At 62.2% G+C, this 21,828-nt stretch carries 20 protein-coding genes and 1 riboswitch; of the genes, 10 read left to right on the top strand and 10 right to left on the bottom strand.

The window, feature by feature from the left end; genetic code table 11:
• Position 1 precedes the first annotated feature (1 nt).
• The 5 genes from ABSG20_RS07890 (at position 2) to ABSG20_RS07870 (ending at position 6,230) form a co-directional block, all read left to right on the top strand.
• Positions 2–820, top strand: coding sequence for an ABC transporter permease (locus ABSG20_RS07890; protein WP_423863938.1), 819 nt, complete (start codon positions 2–4; stop codon positions 818–820).
• Between the two features lie 136 nt (positions 821–956).
• A complete protein-coding gene (locus ABSG20_RS07885; protein ID WP_423863937.1) occupies positions 957–2,285 on the top strand; it encodes a polyhydroxyalkanoate depolymerase in 1,329 nt (442 codons plus the stop codon).
• Between the two features lie 228 nt (positions 2,286–2,513).
• A complete protein-coding gene (locus ABSG20_RS07880; protein WP_423863936.1) occupies positions 2,514–3,353 on the top strand; it encodes a M48 family metallopeptidase in 840 nt (279 codons plus the stop codon).
• 536 nt (positions 3,354–3,889) lie between these two features.
• Entirely contained in the window at positions 3,890–5,830 is a 1,941-nt protein-coding gene (locus tag ABSG20_RS07875) for a thiamine pyrophosphate-binding protein (protein ID WP_423863935.1), read from the top strand.
• A 10-nt stretch (positions 5,831–5,840) separates the two neighbouring features.
• On the top strand, positions 5,841–6,230 hold the full coding sequence (locus tag ABSG20_RS07870) for a c-type cytochrome (RefSeq protein ID WP_423863934.1): 390 nt from the start codon (positions 5,841–5,843) through the stop codon (positions 6,228–6,230).
• Positions 6,231–6,281: 51 nt separating this feature from the next.
• Here ABSG20_RS07870 and ABSG20_RS07865 read toward each other — a convergent pair whose 3' ends face one another.
• The 6 genes from ABSG20_RS07865 to ABSG20_RS07840 all read right to left on the bottom strand — a co-directional run bounded on the left by ABSG20_RS07865 (position 6,282) and on the right by ABSG20_RS07840 (position 9,443).
• Positions 6,282–6,662, bottom strand: a complete 381-nt coding sequence (locus tag ABSG20_RS07865; protein WP_423863933.1) for a DUF190 domain-containing protein — start codon at positions 6,660–6,662, stop codon at positions 6,282–6,284.
• Positions 6,663–6,718: 56 nt separating this feature from the next.
• A complete protein-coding gene (locus ABSG20_RS07860; protein ID WP_423863932.1) occupies positions 6,719–7,831 on the bottom strand; it encodes a cation:proton antiporter in 1,113 nt (370 codons plus the stop codon).
• Positions 7,832–7,934: 103 nt separating this feature from the next.
• A complete protein-coding gene (locus ABSG20_RS07855; protein ID WP_423863931.1) occupies positions 7,935–8,282 on the bottom strand; it encodes a DUF190 domain-containing protein in 348 nt (115 codons plus the stop codon).
• Between the two features lie 2 nt (positions 8,283–8,284).
• Positions 8,285–8,788 (bottom strand): fluoride efflux transporter CrcB, encoded by a 504-nt coding sequence (gene crcB, locus ABSG20_RS07850; RefSeq protein WP_423863930.1) that lies wholly within the window; start codon positions 8,786–8,788, stop codon positions 8,285–8,287.
• 14 nt (positions 8,789–8,802) lie between these two features.
• Positions 8,803–9,195: a fluoride efflux transporter CrcB gene (gene crcB / locus ABSG20_RS07845; RefSeq protein ID WP_423863929.1), complete on the bottom strand. Its 393-nt coding sequence runs from the start codon at positions 9,193–9,195 to the stop codon at positions 8,803–8,805.
• Positions 9,196–9,251: 56 nt separating this feature from the next.
• Entirely contained in the window at positions 9,252–9,443 is a 192-nt protein-coding gene (locus tag ABSG20_RS07840; RefSeq protein ID WP_423863928.1) for a hypothetical protein, read from the bottom strand.
• Between the two features lie 20 nt (positions 9,444–9,463).
• Positions 9,464–9,526: riboswitch (Fluoride riboswitch) on the bottom strand.
• 102 nt (positions 9,527–9,628) lie between these two features.
• On the opposite strand from ABSG20_RS07840, the gene ABSG20_RS07835 reads away from it, so the two are divergent.
• Complete coding sequence (locus ABSG20_RS07835; protein ID WP_423863927.1) at positions 9,629–10,252, top strand: histidine phosphatase family protein; 624 nt, start codon at positions 9,629–9,631, stop codon at positions 10,250–10,252.
• Positions 10,253–10,346: 94 nt separating this feature from the next.
• Here ABSG20_RS07835 and ABSG20_RS07830 read toward each other — a convergent pair whose 3' ends face one another.
• From ABSG20_RS07830 to ABSG20_RS07820, 3 genes are all read right to left on the bottom strand, one after another.
• On the bottom strand, positions 10,347–12,530 hold the full coding sequence (locus ABSG20_RS07830; protein WP_423863926.1) for a transglycosylase domain-containing protein: 2,184 nt from the start codon (positions 12,528–12,530) through the stop codon (positions 10,347–10,349).
• A gap of 1,068 nt (positions 12,531–13,598) precedes the next feature.
• On the bottom strand, positions 13,599–14,825 hold the full coding sequence (locus tag ABSG20_RS07825) for an ABC transporter substrate-binding protein (RefSeq protein WP_423863925.1): 1,227 nt from the start codon (positions 14,823–14,825) through the stop codon (positions 13,599–13,601).
• A 143-nt stretch (positions 14,826–14,968) separates the two neighbouring features.
• A complete protein-coding gene (locus ABSG20_RS07820; protein WP_423863924.1) occupies positions 14,969–15,331 on the bottom strand; it encodes a DUF1304 domain-containing protein in 363 nt (120 codons plus the stop codon).
• A gap of 94 nt (positions 15,332–15,425) precedes the next feature.
• On the opposite strand from ABSG20_RS07820, the gene ABSG20_RS07815 reads away from it, so the two are divergent.
• A complete protein-coding gene (locus tag ABSG20_RS07815) occupies positions 15,426–15,860 on the top strand; it encodes a DUF1330 domain-containing protein (protein WP_423863923.1) in 435 nt (144 codons plus the stop codon).
• Positions 15,861–16,257: 397 nt separating this feature from the next.
• Here ABSG20_RS07815 and ABSG20_RS07810 read toward each other — a convergent pair whose 3' ends face one another.
• The gene (locus ABSG20_RS07810; protein WP_423863922.1) at positions 16,258–19,053 is read right to left on the bottom strand and encodes a [protein-PII] uridylyltransferase; all 2,796 of its coding nucleotides are present in this window, start codon (positions 19,051–19,053) and stop codon (positions 16,258–16,260) included.
• Between the two features lie 394 nt (positions 19,054–19,447).
• Here ABSG20_RS07810 and ABSG20_RS07805 point away from each other — a divergent pair, with 394 nt between their 5' ends.
• The 3 genes from ABSG20_RS07805 to ABSG20_RS07795 form a co-directional block, all read left to right on the top strand.
• The gene (locus tag ABSG20_RS07805; RefSeq protein WP_423863921.1) at positions 19,448–19,957 is read left to right on the top strand and encodes an OsmC family protein; all 510 of its coding nucleotides are present in this window, start codon (positions 19,448–19,450) and stop codon (positions 19,955–19,957) included.
• 186 nt (positions 19,958–20,143) lie between these two features.
• Positions 20,144–20,965: a hypothetical protein gene (locus tag ABSG20_RS07800; protein ID WP_423863920.1), complete on the top strand. Its 822-nt coding sequence runs from the start codon at positions 20,144–20,146 to the stop codon at positions 20,963–20,965.
• Between the two features lie 35 nt (positions 20,966–21,000).
• Positions 21,001–21,828, top strand: an 828-nt coding sequence (locus ABSG20_RS07795) for an adenylate/guanylate cyclase domain-containing protein (RefSeq protein WP_423863939.1), incomplete at its 3' end; no start/stop codon positions are given.

The following is a 21,828-nucleotide window of genomic DNA, read 5'->3' as shown; positions in this document are numbered from 1 at the left end:
CGTGAGCGCGCCCGTCACGTCCAGAGGCATCGCGCCACATCGCATCGCGGCGATGATCCTGCGCTATTGGTACCTTTTGGTCTCATCCTGGCCGCGGCTGCTGGAACTCTTGTATTGGCCCGCTTTGCAGATCATCACATGGGGCTTCCTGCAGAGTTACATTTCGCAGAATGACGGGTTTTTCGCCCGCGCTGGCGGTACTTTGGTCGGCGCCGTGATCCTGTGGGACATCCTGTTTCGCGGGCAGCTCGGCTTTTCGATCTCGTTTCTCGAGGAAATGTGGGCGCGCAATCTCGGCAACCTGATGATGAGCCCGTTGAAGCCAATCGAGTTCCTGATCTCGCTGATGATCATGAGCCTGATCCGGCTTTTGATCGGCGTGATCCCGATGACGCTCTTGGCGTTGTTCTTTTTCGATTTCAATCTGTTCGGCATCGGGCTGCCGCTGATCGCCTTCTTCTGCAATCTGATTTTCACCAGCTGGTCGCTCGGCATATTCGTCTCGGGGCTGGTGCTGCGAAATGGCCTGGGGGCCGAGAGCATCGTCTGGACGCTGATGTTCGGCGTGATGCCGCTGGCCTGTGTCTACTATCCCGTCTCGGTGCTGCCGCACTGGCTGCAATATGTCGCCTGGACGCTGCCGCCGACCTACGTGTTCGAGGGCATGCGAGCGTTGTTAACGGAGCGTGTGTTTCGGACCGACCTGATGGTCGATGCGCTCGCGATCAACGCCGTGCTCTTTATTACGTCATTTGCGATATTTCTTGGGCTGTTACGAAGCGCGCGCCGTCATGGCTCGTTACTTCAAGGCGGCGAATAGGTTCTTTGTCCCAATGTTTTGATGGACCCCCGCAGCTTTGGCCGCGTAGATATACCGATCGGAGCATTGACGCATTATTACGCATTGGTGCATTATGCTGCGTCGCAACAAGGGATTTGGAACAGGGATTTGAACAATGCCTATTGGTGAGTTTGGCGGCGCACCGCCCCTGGTGGCCGAAGGCAGTCCGGCGCTGACAAGGCCGATGTACTGGATGTACGAAATGGGCCAGGCCTCGCTCAACCCGGCGCGCGCCGTTACCGATGCGACGAAAATCCTGTTCCAGAACCCGCTCAATCCGTGGTCGCATACCGAGTTCGGCAAATCCATCGCCGCCGGTTGCGAACTGTTCGAGCGGACGACGCGCCGCTACGGCAAGCCCGAATGGGGCCTTGATGACACCGAGGTCAACGGCGTGCGCACGCCGATTGAGATCCGCTCGATCTGGGAAAAGCCGTTCTGCCGGCTGTTGTACTTCGATCGCAGGCTGACGCGTCCGTTGCGCGCGCCGCAGCCCCGCGTGCTGATCGTGGCCCCGATGTCGGGCCATTACGCCACTCTGCTCCGCGGCACGGTCGAGGCCTTCCTGCCGACCCATGAGGTTTATATCACCGACTGGTCCGACGCCCGGATGGTCCCGGTGACCGAGGGCCGTTTCGATCTCGACGACTATGTCGATTACATCATCGAGATGCTGCATGTGCTCGGCGGCAACATGCATGTGATCGCCGTATGCCAGCCTTCGGTGCCGGTGGTGGCGGCGGTGTCGGTCATGGAGGCCAACCGCGATCCCTTTGTTCCGATCTCGATGACGCTGATGGGCGGCCCGATCGATACCCGCCGCAATCCGACCGCGGTCAACAATCTCGCCGCCGAGCGCGGCATCGCGTGGTTCCGCAGCCACGTCATCACCAAGGTGCCGTTTCCGCATCCCGGCGTCATGCGCGATGTCTATCCGGGCTTCCTGCAGCTCAATGGCTTCATCAGCATGAATTTCGATCGCCACATGGACGCGCACAAGAACCTGTTCAAGAATCTGGTGAAGGGCGATGGCGATCTGGTCGACAAGCATCGCGATTTCTATGACGAATACCTCGCGGTCATGGATCTTACGGCGGAGTACTATCTGCAGACCGTCGATACCGTGTTCGTCAAGCACGCGCTGCCGAAGGGCGAGATGACCCATCGCGGCCAGCTGGTCGATCCGTCGAAGATCAGCCGCGTCGCACTGATGACGGTGGAAGGCGAGAACGACGACATTTCCGGGCTTGGGCAGACCGAAGCGACGCACGCGTTGTGCAGTTCGATTCCCGACCATCGCCGGGTGCATTACGTGCAAAAGGGCGTCGGCCACTACGGCGTCTTCAACGGCTCGCGTTTCAAGTCGGAAATCGTGCCAAGGATTTCCGATTTCATGATGTCGGCGGCTAATCCGAAGCCCAAATTGGTTTCGGCTGCGGAATAGACGCTGCTCCCACAACGTCGATGCGCGAGCAACCGTTAGCGTCGAGCAACCGATCGTTCCTGAGGTAATTTTTTACCTCAGGAATAAGCCTGATTCTGTTCGCCTGGAAGGAGTGAGTTCAAGCTCAATCCTTGAGGGGGTGTGCGAGGCGCTTTTTCGTCCAAAATTATTTCGACTGCCCCCATCCTGTAGCGGCAGATCGCCGGTCAACCCCTGTATATTGGGCAAATGATTTGTTTTTGCGCCGAGCGATTCCACTGGCGTCGGATATGGCAAAATCCTGGCGAACTCCTGATCCCCGGAATTGCAGACATGGCCACTCGCGCCCTCCTTTATCGGCGGCCTTACGAACCGTCGACTCTCCTGGTCAAGCACGGCTCGCAGATTTACTCCGTTCGGCTGCGCCGGCATCGCCGTGCGCGGCGCTACACCTTGCGCATTCATCCGAGCGACCGCGAAGCGATCCTGACCATGCCGCCGCGTGGAACCATCGCCGAAGCCAAGGATTTTGCGCAGCGTCACGGCGGGTGGATCGCCGCGCGCCTCGGGCGCTTGCCGAAGGCGGCGCCGTTTCTACCGGGCACCGTGGTGCCGCTGCGCGGCGTGCCGCACCGGATCGTGCATCGCGCAGGTCAGCGTGGCACGGTGTGGACGGAAACGCGCGACAGCGGCGAGCGGACTCTCTGCGTCGCAGGCGCTGCTGAACATACCGAGCGGCGGGTCCTCGACTACCTGAAGCGCGAAGCGCGCCGCGATCTGCACAAGTCGGCGCAGGCTCATGCCGAGGCGCTGGGCGTCAGGGTCAAGCGGCTGTCGATCCGCGACCAGTCGAGCCGCTGGGGTTCCTGCACCTCGGCCGGTTCGCTGTCGTTTTCGTGGCGGCTGATCCTCGCGCCGCCCTACGTGCTCGATTATCTTGCCGCCCATGAGGTAGCGCACCTCGTCGAGATGAATCACTCGGCGCGGTTCTGGCGAGTGGTCGCCAGGATCTGCAATCATGTCGAGCGCGCCAAGACCTGGCTCGACACCTGCGGCAACGATCTGCATCGCTACGGAATACAGGACTGATGCGCGGGGGGTATCGACGCCCCTCACCGGCAACGAGGACTCGCCGTTTCCGACCAGCCGAAGGCGCGGCTCGCGTCGAAGCCGCACACTTGAGGTGGAGGCTTCAAAGCAAGGGCGGGCCGGGCCTATATGCGGCTGTCAGCGCTCCCGTTGCAGCGCGAGCCGGACCGGGCCGAACTCCAAAAGAGGATCCTGCACACATTCCCGCCATCGCAATCGGTGTCCCTCAGCGTGGAGGCGGAAATACACCACGCGCCGCGTCTCCGAGGAGGTATTGCCGCCCATGTTATGGCCGAGCTGAGATTGTCGACCTCTCCAAGCGCGGCTTCGATCAGTGGTTTGGATACGGCATCGGACGCTACGATATAACCGCGCTCGGCAAATGAGCACATAAGATCGGTGGAGATACGGGGCACTCGTACCTCGGATGCCAACGTCAGCCTGTCCCCTTCTTGACGTGCCCCCGAAGGTGGAGCGACACTTGGCTTCCAACCGGAACACTCAAGAGTCCCGGACAAATCTGCGGGAGCAAGCCGATGTCAAAACGCAGCCCTTCTCCCGGCATTGGACGCCGGCATTTTCTCAAGGGCGCCACGCTCGCCGGCGCTGCGGCTGTCGCTACCCCGGCAACGGCCAACACGGCGATATCGGGTGCGTCCAGTGATCGCCCCAAGGCCGGGGTTCCCGGGCCAAGGCTCGCGGCGGCGGAGACGATGCCGCCGTCGAAGGACCCTGTCAGCCAGACCAGCAGCGGCGGCGATTTCATGGTCGATGTGCTCAAGACGCTCGACATCGACTACCTGGCCATGAATTGCGCGTCCAGCTTTCGCGGTTTGCACGAAGCCGTGCTCAATCACGGCGGCAATACCAAGCCCGAGATACTGACCTGCCCGCACGAGGAAATCGCGGTTCATATGGCGCAGGGTTACGCCAAGATCGAGGGCAAGCCGATGGCCATGATCTGCCATGGCGTGGTTGGGCTGCAGCACGCCACCATGGCGATGTACAACGCCTGGTGCGATCGCGTACCGGTCATCGTGATGGGCGGCAACATCATCGAGGCCAACAAGCGCGGGCCCGGCGCCGAATGGGTGCATTCCGCCATCGACCCGGCCGCGATTGTGCGGGATTTCGTCAAGTGGGACGATCAACCGGCCTCCCTGCAACACTTCGCGGAGTCGGCGGTGCGCGCCTATAAGATTGCGACCACACCGCCGATGGCCCCGGTCATGCTCTCGCTGGACGCCGAGTTGCAGGAAAATCCGATCCTCGACGCCGAGACGCTGCACATCCCGAAACTCACCAAGGTTAATCCGCCACAGGGAGATACCGCCGCGTTGGCGGAACTCAGCAGGATGCTGGTCGCGGCGGAGTACCCCGTGATCATTTGCGACCGCACGGCGCGGACGCCGGCCGGCATGGCGCGGCTGGTCGAGTTTGCCGAGACGTTGCAATGCGCTGTTGTCGACAATGCCGGACGCATGAACTTCCCGTCGCGGCACCCGCTCAACCAGTCGTTCCGCCGCTCCGTGATCGCGCAGGCGGATGTCATCCTGGCGCTGGAAGTGAACGAGCTCTGGGGTTCGTTGAATGCCTTCAGCGACCGCATCGTTCGCACCTCCCAGCCCAGCTACAAGAAAACTGCGAAAATCGTCACGCTGGGAAGCCGCGAACTCTATATGAAGTCCAATTATCAGGATCTCGGACGTTACCAGGAGGTCGACCTTTCCATTGCCGGCGATGCCGAAGCAAGCCTCCCGACCCTGATCGAGCAGGTGAAACGTCTGATCGACGAGGACAGAAAATCGGCCTTCGAAGCACGGGGAAAGAAGCTTGCCGCCGCCAAGCTCGCCGCCGTCGAACAGGCAAAATCCGATGCGACCATCGGTTGGGATGCAAGCCCGATCACGACCGCGCGGCTCTGTGCCGAGGTCTACGGCCAGATCAAGGACGAGGACTGGTCGCTGGTCGGCAGTTCGATCCGGCTGTCATGGCCGCACAAACTGTGGAACATCGAAAAACCGTACCAGTGGAACGGAGTCTCGGGCGGCGCCGGCGTCGGCTATAACCTGCCGGCTTCGCTGGGCGCCGCACTCGCCAACAAGCGACACGGCCGCCTGACGCTGGCGTTCGGCGGCGACGGCGACTTCATGTTCGTGCCGAGCACGCTGTGGACGGCGGCGCACCATCGCATTCCCTTGCTCTATATCGTGCACAACAACCGCGCCTATCATCAGGAATACATGTATCTGCAGGCAATGGCCGCGCGCCACGGCCGCGGCATCACCAACACCGAAATCGGCACCACGATCAAGGATCCGAACGTCGATTACGCCACCGTGGCGAGGGGTTTTGGCGTCTACGGCGAAGGTCCGATTGCCGAACCCGGGGATCTCGGGCCCGCACTGCAGCGCGCGATCGCGATGGTCAAGTCCGGGCACCCGGCGCTGGTCGATGTCGTGATGGACCCGCGCTGAGGAGATGGCCATGAAGCAGTTTGGAACGCGGTCCGGGCGGCTCGTTGCGGCGGCGCTTGCTGGAGCGGCATTGGCGGTTGTCGGAATCGCGGCGGCACCGGCGCAGGATGCCGCCGTCGGCGATGTGGCGAATGGCAAGCGTCTCTATCTCGCCGATGGTTGTTTTGAGTGCCATGGTCGCGCCGGTCAGGGCGGCGCAATGAACTATCAGACGCCCGCTCTTGCCCAGTTGGAGTTGCCGGTTGAATCGTTTGTGGCGTTTCTGCGCGAGGCACCGAACGATATGCCGGCCTATTCCGCGAATGTCCTGTCGGACAAGGACGCCGCCGACATCCACGCCTTCCTGCGCTCGCTCCCAGGGCGCAAGCCGGTCAAGGATTTTCCGCTCCTGAACCAGTGAACGGGCCACAACCGTACTCCACCCGCGCATAGTCATTCAGGTTATGGGGCGTTACCGGCGCGGGTCCGGCCTTTGCTCGACAATTAGAGGCGGACGGGAATGCTCCGTTCCATATTGCAGAACTTCCGCCCTCTCCAAGGTAACAAGACCGCTCGACATCATGCCGTCAAGCACGGGCAGGAAGGTGTCGATTTTCTCCTGCGAGTCGATGATCTCAACCACCACAGGCAGATCCTGCGAAAGGCGCAACAACTTGCTGGCGTGGATACGGCTGGAATGGCCAAATCCGATATGGCCGCGCAGGACAGTTGCACCGCCAAGGTGCATCTCCCGTGCCTTCAGGACGATTGCCTCATGGAGAGGAACACGATGAAATTTATCGCTCTCCCCGAAGAAGATGCGGAGCAAGACGGCTTCCCGCGGAATCTGCATTTCCTATCCCCTCTTTGGCACGGCATTGTTGCCGGCTAACTCATTCATCAGTCCGCTCACGCAGCTTCTCGATCGGGCTCGGCTGCCCCTCGTTTCGGCAATATATGACTTGGCAGGTAGAAGGCGTTGGCAATAACCGTCGGTACGACGGCGCTGGCGATCACCGTGGCGACCAGCGCCGAATACTGGGCCCGGCTGATGATGCCGTGCGAAAGCCCGAACAGGGCCGAGATGGTCCCGAAGGTGAGGCCGGTCGACATCAAGAGGGTCGTGTACATCGCCTCCTTGTTCGGCGAGCCGAACAATTTGGTGACGGGGTATACGCCGACGATCTTCGTTCCGACTTTTACCAGCAGAAAAAGGATGAACGCCAACGGAGCGGCAACCAGGTCCGGTATGGAAACAAAGGAGCCGGCACGAATGAAATAAAATGGCGTCAGCAGCCCGAATGTCAGCGTACGCAACCGCCGGATCAGCGCGTGATCCTTGCCGACCGTGCCGGCAAGCACCATTCCGATCAGGTAAGCCGGAAGCACCGCCTCACTATCGGCCCAGGCCGCCAGCGCTCCCATTCCCAGCAGGCACAGCAGCAGGAATTTCGCTTCCAGCTCGGAAGGACGATTGCCGTAGAGTCGAAAAAACCGCGGGGTGACCCAGGGAAGCACGATGAAGACCACAACCCCGGCGCCGAGAAAAATCAATGTCTTCATCGTGAACGGAGCGAAGATGAGTCCGAGCGCGATCACAGTTCCCAGATCGGTTACAAAACAAGCCGCCAGGATGGTCTTGCCATATTCCGTGGTATTGAATCCGAACTCCAGCATCACGGCATAGACGACCGCGACGGACGTGGTGGACATTGCAACCCCCGCCAGCCAACTCGGCATCGGATCCCAGCCAAGCAGGTAATGGGCCGCGGCCGCACAGCCCAGGAAGGGGCACAGGAAGCTCACGAACCCGACCGACACCGCCTCCTTCCATTTCAGCCTGAACACCTGCGGATCAAGTTCAGCTCCGGCGAGGAAAGTCAGTACGATCGCGCCCAGGCCGGATAGAAATTTTACCCAGGACTCATCGGTGCCGAGCACCGCCGCGCCAACCGCGGCCCCGATGATCAACTGGGCGATCGTTCCAACCACGATTTCCGACAGCGCAGTCGAGATGCGCAACCAGATCGAGAGCAGACTTTCTTAGTCGGGAAACCAGCGAAGACAAGAACGAACTGGTTCCAATCAGGAGGTCATCGGCGTGTTTCCGCAGCCTTGTGTCTGGTCAGGCATCGGCGGTTTTATCCTTGCCGTACTGCAGCACCTGGAGTTTCTCCAGCGTGACCAGACCACTCTCCATCATGTCGTCAAGAACCGGCAGGAATTCATTGATCTTCTCTTCTGAATCCACGATTTCGATCACCAGGGGCAGATCCAGTGAAAGCCGCAGAATTTTATCGGTGTGGATCAGGCTCGATTTGCCGAAACCCATCGGGCCACGCAACACGGTGGCGCCAGCCAGGTGCATCTCGCGCGCCTTCTTCACGATGGCCTCATAGAGCGGACGACCATCGTATTTGTCATTTTCACCCGTGAAAATTCTTAACAGCAGGGCTTGTTTCGGCATTTGCATTTTCAAGTTCCTTGCAGACGATTGAGACGCGCCGCCAGCGCATGACCGAGCCATACGGCTGTCATCCAGCCTGCGACCGAGACGACCAGATTGAGAGATGCAGCCTGGATGTTGCCGGACTGCACGAGGCGCAACGTCTCGAGACTGAACGCGGAAAACGTCGTGTACCCCCCGCATATTCCGACCATGACGAACTGCCTCTGCCGCGGACTGACGAACAGCCTGCCGTCCGGGCCGGTCAGCGCCGCATAAAATCCGATGATGAACGAGCCGGTGACGTTGACGAACAAGGTGCCCCACGGAAAGCCGCTGCCGAACTGGCTCAAGAACAGGACGGAAACGAGATAGCGCGCCACGCCTCCGACAATGCTGCCCAGCGCGACGGCAATATAGGAACCGGTCCTATCCCAAAATCTTTGCCACCAGGTGGAACGGCGTGCGCGGTGCGGAGGGGGGGTTTGTGCCTGTTTGGCTACCGGCGAGTTCGGTGAGACGTTGTCCTGCATCGCAGAGACTCACTCTACCCGAAAGCGTGGTGGCCGGCGGCAAAGCCGGCAGCGACGGCAACAAGACAAAGCGACACCGACAGCACTAGATTCCAGGCAGCGAGCGATATCTCGCTGTCGCGAGCGAGCGACAAGGTCTGGAGGCTGAAGGAAGACACGGTCGTGTAGCATCCCAGGAATCCGGTGACGGCAAATTGCCAGGGTCTGACGGCCGCGAAAACCCCGTGGTCGGCGGCGGAAGCCGCAAGCACGCCGATAAAAAACGCGCCGCTCACATTGATGACCATGGTTCCCCAGGGGAATGTTTCGCCGACGCGGCGCGCGACAAATCCGGATAGCCAGAATCTGGCTATCCCACCGAGGACACCGCCAAGAGAAACCCAGATCACTCCGTCGATTGTATCCACTGCATGCCTCGGGTTGTTTTCAGGTTTGCACGCTACCCAAACTTCCTGCCGAACGCCTACACGTCAAACAAGGCGGCCAACATCATCACTCGCTCCGCAGCATCCTCCTGCATTTTGCCTGCCAAGAAAGTATCCTCGGCATCAGCGAGCGCGCTCTGCCGGTGGCGCACACCATCGCGGGCTCGCGCACGGCACAGTAACTTCACTTCGCGTTGAGATGGACAAGGTCCGAGCTGGCGCATCGCCATGACTTAACTCCCGCATTCTCGACGCGGCAGGAGTCATCAGCCCTCATCAGGCGGTTTTGGGGAACCCCATCCCCTTGGATAACAAAACACTAGACGATTTCTGGCCGAGGATCAATATCGCTGCCGACACTTGGCCGATCCCGGCGGGACTGCCCGCTCAACGATCAATACTGCCGAGGTTTTGAATGATCACCATTCTGTTGGTCCGCCACGGTCACGTGGAGGGCATCAAAAAACCGGAGCGTTTCAGGGGCCGCGCCGACCTCGTTCTGACCGAAACCGGACAACGGCAGGCCGAATTGCTGGCGCGCCGGATCGCATCGCAATGGGCCCCGAGTTCGATCTTCACCAGTCCGCTGCAGAGATCCATCGCAACGGGCGCGGCAGTCGCCAAGGCTTGCGGCGTTCCATCACAGCCATTCACGGGGCTCACCGATCTCGACTACGGTGCATGGCAGTCGCTGACCTATGACAATGCCCGCGCCAAAAATCCCGATCTTTTTGCAGCTTGGTTCAGAAGTCCCCATTTGGTTCGATTTCCCGACGGGGAGTCGCTCCAGGATGTCGCGGCCCGTACCGCTGATGTGCTACGATTCGTTCTTTCACGGCAGGAGGCGGACACACTCGTCCTGGTAGGCCATGATAGCGTCAACCGCGTCCTGCTGACCGAGGTTCTGGACATGCCGCTGTCGGCCTATTGGCGGTTCGCGCAAGATCCATGCTGCATCAACGAAATCCAGGTCACGGGCAATTCGTTTCAACTGCGCCGAATGAACGACACCGCGCACCTGGACGTCGGGATCGCCTAGCCAAGGGAGGCGGTGTGGCGTGTCCCCGACGCGGTGCGGTGCATCTTCCCGATGCGGCGCAGCCTCGACCCACAGAACCTCGCCGCTTGCGCGTCTATCGCCCGAACAGCCGCTGCATCAGCCAGCCGTCCAATCCGGACGCCGCTTCCGGTCGCACCGAGGCCCGCGTCGGCGCCGGCCGGGCCGCGGCGCCCGCGGGCGAGGCAATGCTGGCCGGCGGCGCGCTTGCTGGCGGGGCGGCCTGAGCGACCTTGGAGAACAAGCCGCCGGCTTGTGAGGCCGGCAACGGCACGGCGGCGACGCCCTGGTGCGCTGCCTTCATGAAACGGCTCCAGACCTCCACGGGCAGGCCGCCGCCGGTGGCCTTCCTGGTCGGGGAATTATCGTCATTGCCGAGCCAGACCCCGCTGACCAGATCGGCGGTGTAGCCGATGAACCAGGCGTCGCGAAAATCCTGGCTGGTACCGGTCTTGCCGGCGGCCATCCAGCCCGGAATCTCCGCCTTGTGCGCGGTGCCGGAGATCAGCGTCTCCTGCATCATGGTGTTCATCATCGCGACGTGGCGCGGCTCGATCACCCGGCCAAGCTGGTCGTCGGGCCGCGCATAGAGCAGCTTGCCCTGGAGGTTGCGGATTTTGGTCACGACATGCGGCGACACGCCGAGGCCGCCATTGGCGAACGGCGCATAGGCGCCGACCAGTTCGGTGAGCGAGACTTCCGAGGTGCCCAGCGCGATCGAGGCATTGGCGTCGAGCTTCGACGAAATGCCGAGCCGGTGCGCGGTGCGCACCACATTCTTCGGTCCCACTTCCAGTCCGAGCCGCACCGCGACGGTGTTGAGCGACATCGACAGCGCCTGCGTCAACGTCACCGCGCCAAAATATTCATGGCCGTAATTCTCCGGCTTCCAGCCCTTGACGTCGAGCGGCGCGTCTTGCCGGATCGTCTCCGGCGTCAGCCCGGCCTCGATCGCGGTCAGATAGACGAAGGGCTTGAAGGCCGAACCGGGCTGGCGCTTGGCGGTCACCGCGCGGTTATACTGGCTCTCGGCGTAGTTGCGCCCCCCGACCATGGCGCGCACCGCGCCGTCGGGCGACATCGCCACCAGCGCGCCCTGGCTGACGTTGAACTTGACGCTTTTGGCCGCAAGCTCATCAATGATTGCGGCTTCGGCAACCGACTGCAGCTTGGGATCGATCGTGGTTTCGACCACGATGTCCTGGTCGATCTGGCCGACCAGATCGTCGAGCACTTCGCCGATCCAGTCCGCGACATAATTGATGGTGCCGGCGCCCGCCGCCTTCACATGGTAGGAGGGTTGCCCGATCGAGGCCTGCGCCTGGGCTTCGGAGATGAATTTGGCGTCCGCCATGGCGGCGAGCACAAGCTCGGCGCGCTTCTCGGCGCCTTCCGGATTGCGGTTCGGTGCCAGCCGCGACGGCGATTTGACCAGGCCTGCCAGCATCGCGGCCTCCGCCAGCGTGACGTTCTTGGCGGATTTTCCGAAATAGCGTTGCGCGGCTGCGTCGACGCCATAGGCGCCGGAGCCGAAATAGACCCGATTAAGGTAGAGTTCGAGAATTTCCGCCTTGGAATGCTTGCGCTCCAGCCAGATCGCCAGTTCGACTTCCTGCAATTTTCTCAGCAGGGTGCGCTCCTGGGTCAGAAAAAGGTTCTTGGCGAGCTGCTGGGTCAGCGTCGAACCGCCCTGCGAAACGCCGCGATGCAGGATATTGGCCACGGCGGCGCGCAGAATCCCCAGGGGATCGACGCCGTAATGCGAATAGAACCGGCGGTCTTCGATGGCGATGAACGCCTTGGGCAGGTAGGGCGGCAGATCTTTCAGTGCCACGTTGGTGCCGGCCATTTCGCCGCGCATCGCCAGCACGCTGCCGTCGAGGCCCGTGATCTCGATGGTCGGCGGCCGCTTCGGAATTTCGAGCGACTGGATCGGCGGCAGATGCGCGCCGGCCCAAATCAGGACACCTGTGGCCGCGATCCCAGCCCACAGGCCGAGCACCGTGCCCCAATAGAACAGGCGCGAAAGGCCGCCGCGCGTCCGGCTGGATTTGCGCTTGCGGCTCGCCCGGTTCACGCGCGGCTTGCGTTCGGCTGGAGCATCCTCTTCGCCGCCGGCGTCCTGGCGATTTTGCCGCTCCGGGGTCGCGTTGCCGCCGCCGACGCGATCCCCCGGACCGAGCCGCAATGCGGCAAGCGAAGCGGCGAGCCCGAATCGCGGCTCGATGCGTCCGCCGCTCTTTTTCCGACCCCACGCCATACGCCAACGCCCACGCCACGCGCGTCTTCCGCAAAAGTGGATACCGGTTTTGCGAACGGAATACGCGCCACATACAAGCGAGCATTTTCCTGCGGCCAACCGCACCCCAGTCTGCCGGAACATGCCCGGCGGCAGATTAGCCTGCGGAATTTAAGGCTGTGTTACGTGAGGACCGAGACTACGGCAGAACGTTTCGCAAAGGGGGGCAAGAAACGACCATTCAGGTATTCTTAACCATCTTTCAAACGCCAACGGCCTCACGGCGGGCAGCGGCGCACGTTGCTGCCTCTTGCGGCCGGCTATGTTGACATCTCATCAGAACAGGTTCCGAGGTTCTCTTGAACTTCCGAGCCTCAGCCACTTGATCAGGGCCTGCTCCACAACCGGCGGCAAATTCCCGCCCGCATTTTCGCGACCCCAGTAGTTACAGGCCGGATCGCATGCGCCTCTGTCCTATTAATTGGCGCGCCATTTTCGGGCCGGGGCCACGCATGTCGTGCAGTCCAGGCCGGTAGCAGTCGCGCACGTCCTTGACCAGGTTGCCAACGACGCTCGCGAAGTCTGAGGCCAGCTCTGCCGTTTTTTGCAGACCTGAGAATACGATTGTATACATGGCTCTCATCGGTGAACTCCTCGGACCGCCTCACCGTCCAACGCATAGGCGCTCCCACCGAACGGCTATCAAAGAGAAATAAAGCGGGCTATTGCACCGAGGGTTGATCCGGACGGTACTTTTGGTTGAGAAGGGTATACCCAGGTTTAGGGCGGGGGACCCAGGCCTTGCGGCTGTTCGGAGTGTTAGATGCTCGCAGGGCGCATTGGAGCCAAAGGCGTAATGCGCCATCTCGGTGAATTGCAACGGCGGATCTCGATCCGCCGTCGCAGTCATCACGTCTAATCCGGGCCAGCAGCAGCTCAAATAAGTTGTGGCCATTGCGGCCATCCATGTCGCGGCTGCAGCCAAGCAAGAAAGACGTGGATGGCCGGGCCATGACGAAGTAGCGAATCATTTTCAGGCGGGCAGAGCATGCTGCCCGTACTTTCGGTCAGCCTCAGCGAGGTTATCGTTCAGCCGCCGGCGCTGGTATCCTCGATGAGGGGGCCGAAGCTTTCCCAGCGCTCGCCGTTGAAACGCATCATCTGCAGCTGCTTGTTGACGCGATAGTCCGTCGGCGAGGTCGAGCTGACGATGCCGGGCAATGAGAGATCGAGCTGCACGCCCTTCAGGCTGGTCGCCTGCTTCATGACATTCTCGCGGGTGAGATTGTCGCCGCAGCGCGTCAGCACCTCGATCAACAGCTGGGTGGTGCTGTAGCCATAGGTATTGAACAGCGAATCCTTGTCGCCCTCGGGAAAATATTTGGCCATGAAGGCAAAATATTTCTTCATTCCGGCGTCATCCTTCCAGGTCGGATCCGCCGGATCCTTGCCGTAGATGGTGCTGATGACGCCCTTGGAATTCTGAAGGCCCGCCGGCTGCATGACGGCACCGACGGATACCGAATTGATGTCCAGGATGTGCACCGGTTTCCAGCCGAGATCGGCGATCTTCTTGATGGCCTGGGCGGCGAACTTCGGGGTCGAGGCGTCGAATACCAGATCGGCGCCGAGCGATTTCAGCTTGACGATCTGCGAGTCGATGGTCGGATCCGACAACTCGTAAGATGTTTCGGCTGAAATCATGGACGCCGCCTTGTCGCCCAGACCGGCCTTGATGCCGGTCAGATAATCCCGGCCGAGATCGTCATTCTGATAGATGATACCGACCTTCGCATTGGGGTAGTTCTGCAGGATGTAGCGGCCGTAGATGCGGCCCTCGGTCTGGTAGTTCGGATTGAACCCCATGGTCCAGGGGAAGTTCTTCGGATCGGTGAATCGCGAGGCACCGGTGGCGGCAAACAGCTGCGGCACCTTCTTGTCGTTGAGGTATTTCTGAACGGCGGCGTTGGGCGGGGTGCCGATCAGCTGAAAGGTCAGCAGCACTTCATCGCTTTCGACCAGCTTGCGGACCTGCTCGACGGTTTTCGGCGGACTGTAGGCATCATCATACTGGATCAGGTTGATCTTGCGGCCGTTCACGCCACCCTGATCGTTGACCATCCTGATATAGGCCGCCTGGGCCTTGCCAATGGTCGCATAGGCGGAAGCCGGCCCGCTGAACGGCACGGTCTGCCCGATCTTGATCTCGGTATCGGTCGCACCGGTGTCGTATTTCTTTTGCGCCTGGGCTGAAGATGCAGACAGCGCGGTGGCAACCGCCATTGCCGTGGCCAGTTGAAAAATGCCGTTCCTCATATTGCTGCGTTCCCTACGGGTTTGATTTTGTCGACGGCGTGTCCGCTGCCTCATTTGAGGCCCGGCGGGCGCAGTCGCTCGCAGGATACTGGAGGAGCCGATGCGGCAATGCAAGACAATGCCCTGCGGTCAGGCAATCGAACCTACGCCAGGAAGAGCAGGATCAGGGCCAGCGCGGCGGGTGCCGCCTGGACCGCCAGAATTCTGCGGCTGACCGTCGCGGCGCCGTAAATACCGGCGACGATCACGCAGAGCAAAAAGAACATCTTGATCTGGAAGGCGAAGCCAGGGGCGCTCTGCGAGAGCCCCCAGACCAGGCCGGCGGCGAGGAAGCCGTTGTACAGTCCCTGGTTGGCGGCGAGCACCGCCGAATCGGTTGCTTTCTCGATTGAATTGCGAAAGGTCTTGAGGCCCAGCGGTTTGGTCCACAGAAACATTTCCAGCACCAGGAAATAGACGTGCAGCGCGGCGACCAGCACCACCACGGCATTGGCAATTGCGTTCATTCTGCTTCCCCCCTAGACCCCAGACGACGGAATCTCCATCATGACGATAGCACGCGACGGCGGCCGACGTGATGGTCGCCCGCGAGGAGAAGCGATGACAGGCCATATCGATCCAACCAAGGAAGTGTTCGCCCGGTTTCGCGACAACAATCGCGCAGGCGCTATCCACATGCTCAATCTGGTCAGGCTGAATGAACGCGCCGCCTATCCCGATGGGCGGAACGCGACCGGCGCGGAAGCCTATGCGGCCTATGGCCGCGGCAGCGGCCCGGTATTCACACGCCTCGGCGGCAGGATAGTCTGGCAAGGCAGCTTCGAACTGATGCTGATCGGACCAGCCGATGAGCGCTGGGATCATTGCTTCATCGCGGAATATCCTGATGTCGCCGCGTTCGTCGAAATGATCCGTGATCCGCTCTACCGCGAAGCCGTCAAACACCGGCAGGCCGCGGTAAAGGACTCCCGGCTGATCCGGCTGAAGCCGCTCGCGCCGGGCAAGACCTTTGGCGAGATCCCGGAAGGTGCCTAAGGCCAGCCGTTAAAACTATTGAATCGGATCCGCTCTTCTTCTCCCCTCCCCCCCGCGGAGCGGTGGGGAGGGGTCGGGGGTGGGGGGGTCCATCGGCAGGAACCGCTGCTTCGGTGAACGCCGCACCACCCCCCACCCCCGACCCCTCCCCGCCACGCGCGATGCGCGTGGGGGGAGGGGAGCTTATGACCTCTTCCTGATTTATCACCGGCGCCGACCCATGGACATGATGGTGATCATGCCGGCGCCCGCGGCGGCGCGGACGCCGTTGTGGGAATCTTCCAGCGCGACGCAGCGGTGTTGAACAAGAGGCCGTCCATGTCAAGGACAACGGCATGGGCCTCGCGTGGCGGCTTCGGAGGCGACGGCATGGATGGGATCGCTGTCGGATGCCGCGTCACGCCGCCGGCTGTACGGCGGGCTCCTCGTTGGCGAGCAGCCGGGTCAGCGCGCTCTTGATGGCGGCCTGTCGCGTCGGCGCGTTGATCTGCGCGCCCATGAGGTCGGTGACGTAGAACACGTCGCGGGCGCGCTCGCCGAAAGTTGCGACGTGGGCAGAGGCGATGTTGAGGTTGAGTTTGGATATCGCCGTGGTCAGTTCGTACAACAGCCCCGGCCGGTCGAGGCCGGATACCTCGATCACCGTGTAGCGGTCCGACCACTGGTTGTTGACGACGACTTCCGGCTCGACCACGAAAGGCCGCATCTTGCCGCCTCTGGCGGTGCGGCGAGCCACCACCTCGGGCAGCCGCAATTTGCCTTCCAGCACGTCCTCGATCATCTCGCCGATGCGCCGCGCGCGCCTCGCCTCGTCCTCGTCGCGGTCGTATTCCCGCGATATTGCGATGGTATCGAGCGCGCGCCCGTCGGTGGTGGTGTAGATCTGGGCGTCGACGATGTTGGCGCCCGCCGAGGCGCAGGCGCCGGCGATGATCGACAGCAGCCAGGGATGGTCGGTCGCCAGGATCGTCAGTTCGGTGACGCCGCGCGCTTCGTCGAAGCCGACATTGATCGCGAGCTTGTGGCCGGCCTGTTCGCTGGCGCGCAGAAAGCGGGCGTGGCGGATCTTGCGCGGCAGTTCGACCTTGAGCCAGTACGCAGGATAGTGCCGGGCGATATAGGCGTTGAGTTCCGGCTCCGGCCACTCGGTGAAGGCCGCGCGAAATTCCGCCTGTGCCACGGCGATGCGCCGCGCCCGATTGACTTCCGAGAAGCCGCCGGTCAGCACCGGCTCGGTTTCGTAATACAGCGTGCGCAACAGCTGCGCCTTCCAGCCGTTCCAGACCCCGGGCCCGACCCCCCTGATATCGGCGGTGGTCAGGATCGTCAGCAGCTTCATCTGTTCCACCGACTGCACGACGGCGGCGAAATTCTCGATCGTCTTGCGGTCCGAGAGGTCGCGCGACTGCGCCACCGTGGACATCACAAGATGCTGTTCGATCAGCCACGCCACCGTCTCGGTGTCGGCCGGGCTGAATCCGAGCCGCGGGCACAGCCGCCGCGCCACCTTGGCGCCTGCGATCGAATGATCCTCCGGGCGGCCCTTGGCGATGTCGTGCAGCAGCGTGGTGATATAGATCACCGCGCGATGCTCGGGGCGGATTTTTCGCATCAGGTCGCTGGCGACGATGAACTCGTCGTTGCCGCCGCGCTCGATCTCCTGCAGATAGCCGACGCAGCGCAACAGATGCTCGTCCACCGTGTAGTGGTGATACATGTTGAACTGCATCATCGAAACGATCCTGCCGAAGGGGCGGATGAAATGCCCGAGCACCCCGGTCTCGTTCATGCGCCGCAGCACCACTTCGGCATCGTTCGAGGTCAGGATCGCCATGAACAGCCGGTTGGCTTCCGGGTGCTCGCGCAGCTCCGTGTTGATGAGCTTCAGCGAGCGCGTCACCGTGCGCATCGCATCGGGATGAAAGGCGAGATTGTTTTTCTGCGCGAGGCGGAAAATCCGGATCAGGTTGACCGGATCGTGCTGGAAGACATCGGGCGCGGCGAGATTGATGCGGTTGTTGTCGACGATGAAGTCGTCGCTCTCGGGCACCCGTCGCCGGTTCAGGCCCGGCCGCAGTCGCGCCATCATCCGGCTCAGCACCGGCGCCGGCTTGGCCTGCTGGTCTTCCAGCTTGGCGCACAGGATCGCGGTGAGATCGCCGACGTCCTTGGCGACCAGGAAATAGTGCTTCATGAAGCGTTCGACATCCTGCATGCCGGGATGCGAGGTATAGCCGAGCCTGACCGCGATCTCGCGCTGCAGGTCGAACGACAGCCGCTCCTCGGCGCGGCCCGCGACGAAATGGATATTGCAGCGCACCGACCACAGGAAATCGGCGCAGCGGCGGAAGGTGCGGTATTCCTGCGCGTCGAACACACCGCGATCGAGCAGTTCGTCGGTCCGGCGCACGCGGTAGACATATTTGGCGATCCAGAACAGCGTGTGCAGATCGCGCAAGCCGCCCTTGCCGTCCTTGACATTGGGTTCGACCAGATAGCGCGATTGCCCGGCGCGGCGATGGCGCTCCTCGCGCTCGGCCAGCTTGGCGGTGACAAATTCGGCCGCGGTGCCCTGCACCACCTCCCTGTCGAACCGCTCGACCAGTTCGTCGTAAAGCGGCCGGTCCCCGGCGAGGTACCGGGTCTCGAGGATCGCGGTCCGGATCGTCATGTCGCCGCGCGCCTGCCGGATCGATTCATCGACCGAGCGGGTCGCGTGGCCGACTTTCAATCCCATGTCCCACAGGCAATACAGAATGGCCTCGGCGACCTGCTCGCCCCAGGCGGTTTGCTTGTAGGGCAGGATGAACAACAGATCGATATCGGATTCCGGCGCCATCAATCCGCGGCCATAGCCGCCGGTGGCGACCACCGCCATGCGTTCGGCACCGGAGGGGATCGGCGAGTGGTAGAGGTGTCGCGTGGCGGCCGAGAACAGGATGCGGATGATTTCGTCCTGGACGAAGCACAGCCGCTCGGCGCAGTGCCGCCCGTGACGATCCCGCAGCAGCACGGCCTGCGCGGTGGCGCGCGCGGCGATCAGCTCGGCCTTGAAGAGTTGCGCCACCGCCGCCCGAAACAAATCCTCGCGTCCGGCATGTTTGGCGGCGAGCGCGTCGACCGCGGCGGTGATCCGCGCGCTATCGAAATGCTCGTCGGTCTCGGGCCGGGTGGGTCGCACAACGCTGTCCATGACCTATCCGATATCGGACGGCGCCTGCGCTGTCACGGGGCATTCATGAGGTGCTTACAGCCGCTGAATGCCGGATTTCGCCGGCTTTGAGCAAGATTGTTCTCGCCGCAGCGCATCCGGCGCACGGATTAGCTCGTTGATATCCGGGATTTAACTCATTGAAGTCAAACGGCGTTCTGGAAGGCGCCGGTGATCCGCAAGGGCCGGTGAAGGCCACCTGCCTTGATCATTCTCACCCGATGGTGATCCAGATGCGGTCCAGATTTCCCGGCGCGCTTTTGCAGCCGTCGTCGCCGTGTCACCGTTGCTATCGGAACGGCGCGTTCATGGTGGTGACAGCCGCGTTCCGACCCGTTACATCCGACCCGGATAAATGTATCCGGGAGAGAACGAAATGGACGCCGCCGAACTCCGCGCCACCCAGGCCCCGATCAAGGAGCGCTACAAATCCGATCCGAAGTCGGCTGTCATCACGCTGAAGGCCAAAGGCTCGATCGAGAACCAGGGCATTGCCTGCAAGGTCGAGACCGGCCGCGCGCTGGCGGTCGCCGGCCTGCATCCCGCCACCGGCGGCTCCGGACTCGAACTGTGCTCCGGCGACATGCTGCTGGAAGCGCTGGTCGCCTGCGCCGGCGTCACCCTGAAATCGGTGGCGACCGCGCTCGAGGTGCCGCTGAAGACCGGTCTGGTCACCGCCGAGGGCGATCTCGATTTCCGCGGCACGCTCGGCGTCGACAAGGAGGCGCCGGTCGGCTTTGCGGAAATTCGCCTGCGCTTCGATGTCGATACCTCGGCGCCGCAGGACAAGCTCGATCTCCTGCTCAAACTCACCGAGCGCTATTGCGTGGTCTACCAGACCATCAAAAACGGCCCGAAGCTCTCGGTGACGATGCAAAGGGTGTGACCATTCGTCATGGCCGGGCTAAAGCGCCAACGGGTCCGCGCCAACGCGCGCCCGATGACAGGCTCCGCGTCTTCGCGCAGATGTCCCGGCCATCCACGTCCTTTCTCTGCCGATGCCCGGCACAACGGGCCTGTGCTCGGGCCGGCGAAGCCGGACCCGAGTGCCGGGCGTGACGAAGAGATAGAGATGTCCCCCGAGCTTGCTTTCATCCTGACGCTCGTGCTGCGCATGGCGGTGACGGCGGCGTTCGTGGTGTCGGCGTCCGTCATCACCGAGCGCGCCGGCCCGGTGATCGGCGCGCTGGTGGCGACATTGCCGATTTCGGCGGGGCCGGCATATGTCTTTCTCGCGCTCGATCATGATGCTTCCTTCATCGCCGAGGGCGCGCTGGCAAGCCTGCCGATCAATGCCGCGACCATTTTTCTCGCCTTGACCTACGTGCTGCTGGCGCAGCGCTGCAATGGGCTGATCAGTTTTGCCGGCGCGGCGGCGGTGTGGATCGCACTGGCGGCGCTGACGCGAACGCTGCACTGGTCGCTGGCCGGCGGCCTCTGCGCCAATGCCGTCGCGTTTGCGATCTGCCTGCCGCAGCTCGGGCGCTACCGCCACGTCAGGATGCCGCCGATCGCCGCCCGCTGGTTCGATATCCCGCTGCGGGCGCTGCTGGTGGCGAGCCTGGTCGCAACCGTCGTCAGTTTGTCGGGTTGGGTCGGTCCTGATATCAGCGGCACCATCGCGCTGTTTCCGGTGGTGTTCACCAGCATGATGCTGATCCTGCACCCGCGGGTCGGCGGCCGCCCGACCGCCGCGGTGATCGCCAATGGCGGCTTCGGCCTGCTCGGCTTCGGCATCGCCATCGCCGTGCTGCATGTCGCCGCGCTACGATTCGGATCGGCGGTCGCGCTTGGCCTGGCGCTGACGACCGGCGTCGGCTGGAATCTCGGGCTGTGGTGGCACGGGCGGCGGCGCGTCGTGCACCAAGCCGCTGTGGCGCCAAACGATACCTGATGCAATTGGCGGTCAGTCAGGCTACGGTCTGGTCGATGACCGACGACAAGGTGAAACGACGGCTGACCACCGTCCTGTGTGCCGATGTGCACGGCTATTCTCGCCTCATGGCAGCGGACGAAGCGGGCACGCTGGGGACGCTGCGCCGCTATCGCACCGCCATTGCGGGATTGGTAGAGCGCCATGACGGGCGGATCGTGAATACTTGGGGCGATGCCGTGATCGCCGAGTTCGCAAGCGTTGTCGAGGCCGTGCAGTGCGCGGTCGAGATTCAGCAGGAAATTTCCAGTCAGAATTCGGACCCACCTCAGGCGCACCAGATGCGGTTTCGCATCGGCGTCAATCTGGGAGATGTGATGGTGGACGGTTCCGACATCTTTGGCGACGGGGTCAACATCGCGGCGCGGCTGCAAGAACTCGCCGAGCCCGGTGGCGTCGTGATCTCCGCCTCCGCCTACGATCAGGTCCACAACAAGCTATCTCTTGGCTTTGACTGTCTCGGCCAGCAACAGATGAAGAACGTTGCTCCCGTAACCAGCTATCGAGTGACCATCGGCGGCCGAGCCGTCGGGCGACATGGCTTCCCCATTGACGAAAGCTCTACTCCCCAAGCTGCAGCAGGTGCAGCCTCGGAAGCTGGCGCTCAACGGATCAGCGACCGATATGAGCCATCCACCTGGATGAGTTCCATCTCGGACCGGTTAGCGAACCTGCCTCGCCCCATTGCAGCATCACTCACAGTTTCGGGCTTTCTGATTCTGATCAATGTTTTCACCGGTCTGCACACCATCTGGTTTCATTGGCCAGTCGCAGCATTGCTTTTCGTTGGCATCCTGCGAACAGTGCTCGGGCACAGACCTGCT

Origin of the sequence: Bradyrhizobium sp., from assembly GCF_049512235.1 — a bacterium.
In the GTDB taxonomy this organism is placed as follows: domain Bacteria; phylum Pseudomonadota; class Alphaproteobacteria; order Rhizobiales; family Xanthobacteraceae; genus Bradyrhizobium.
Note: the sequence above shows the minus strand (reverse complement) of the source record. Positions and strands in the feature narration are given on the sequence as shown.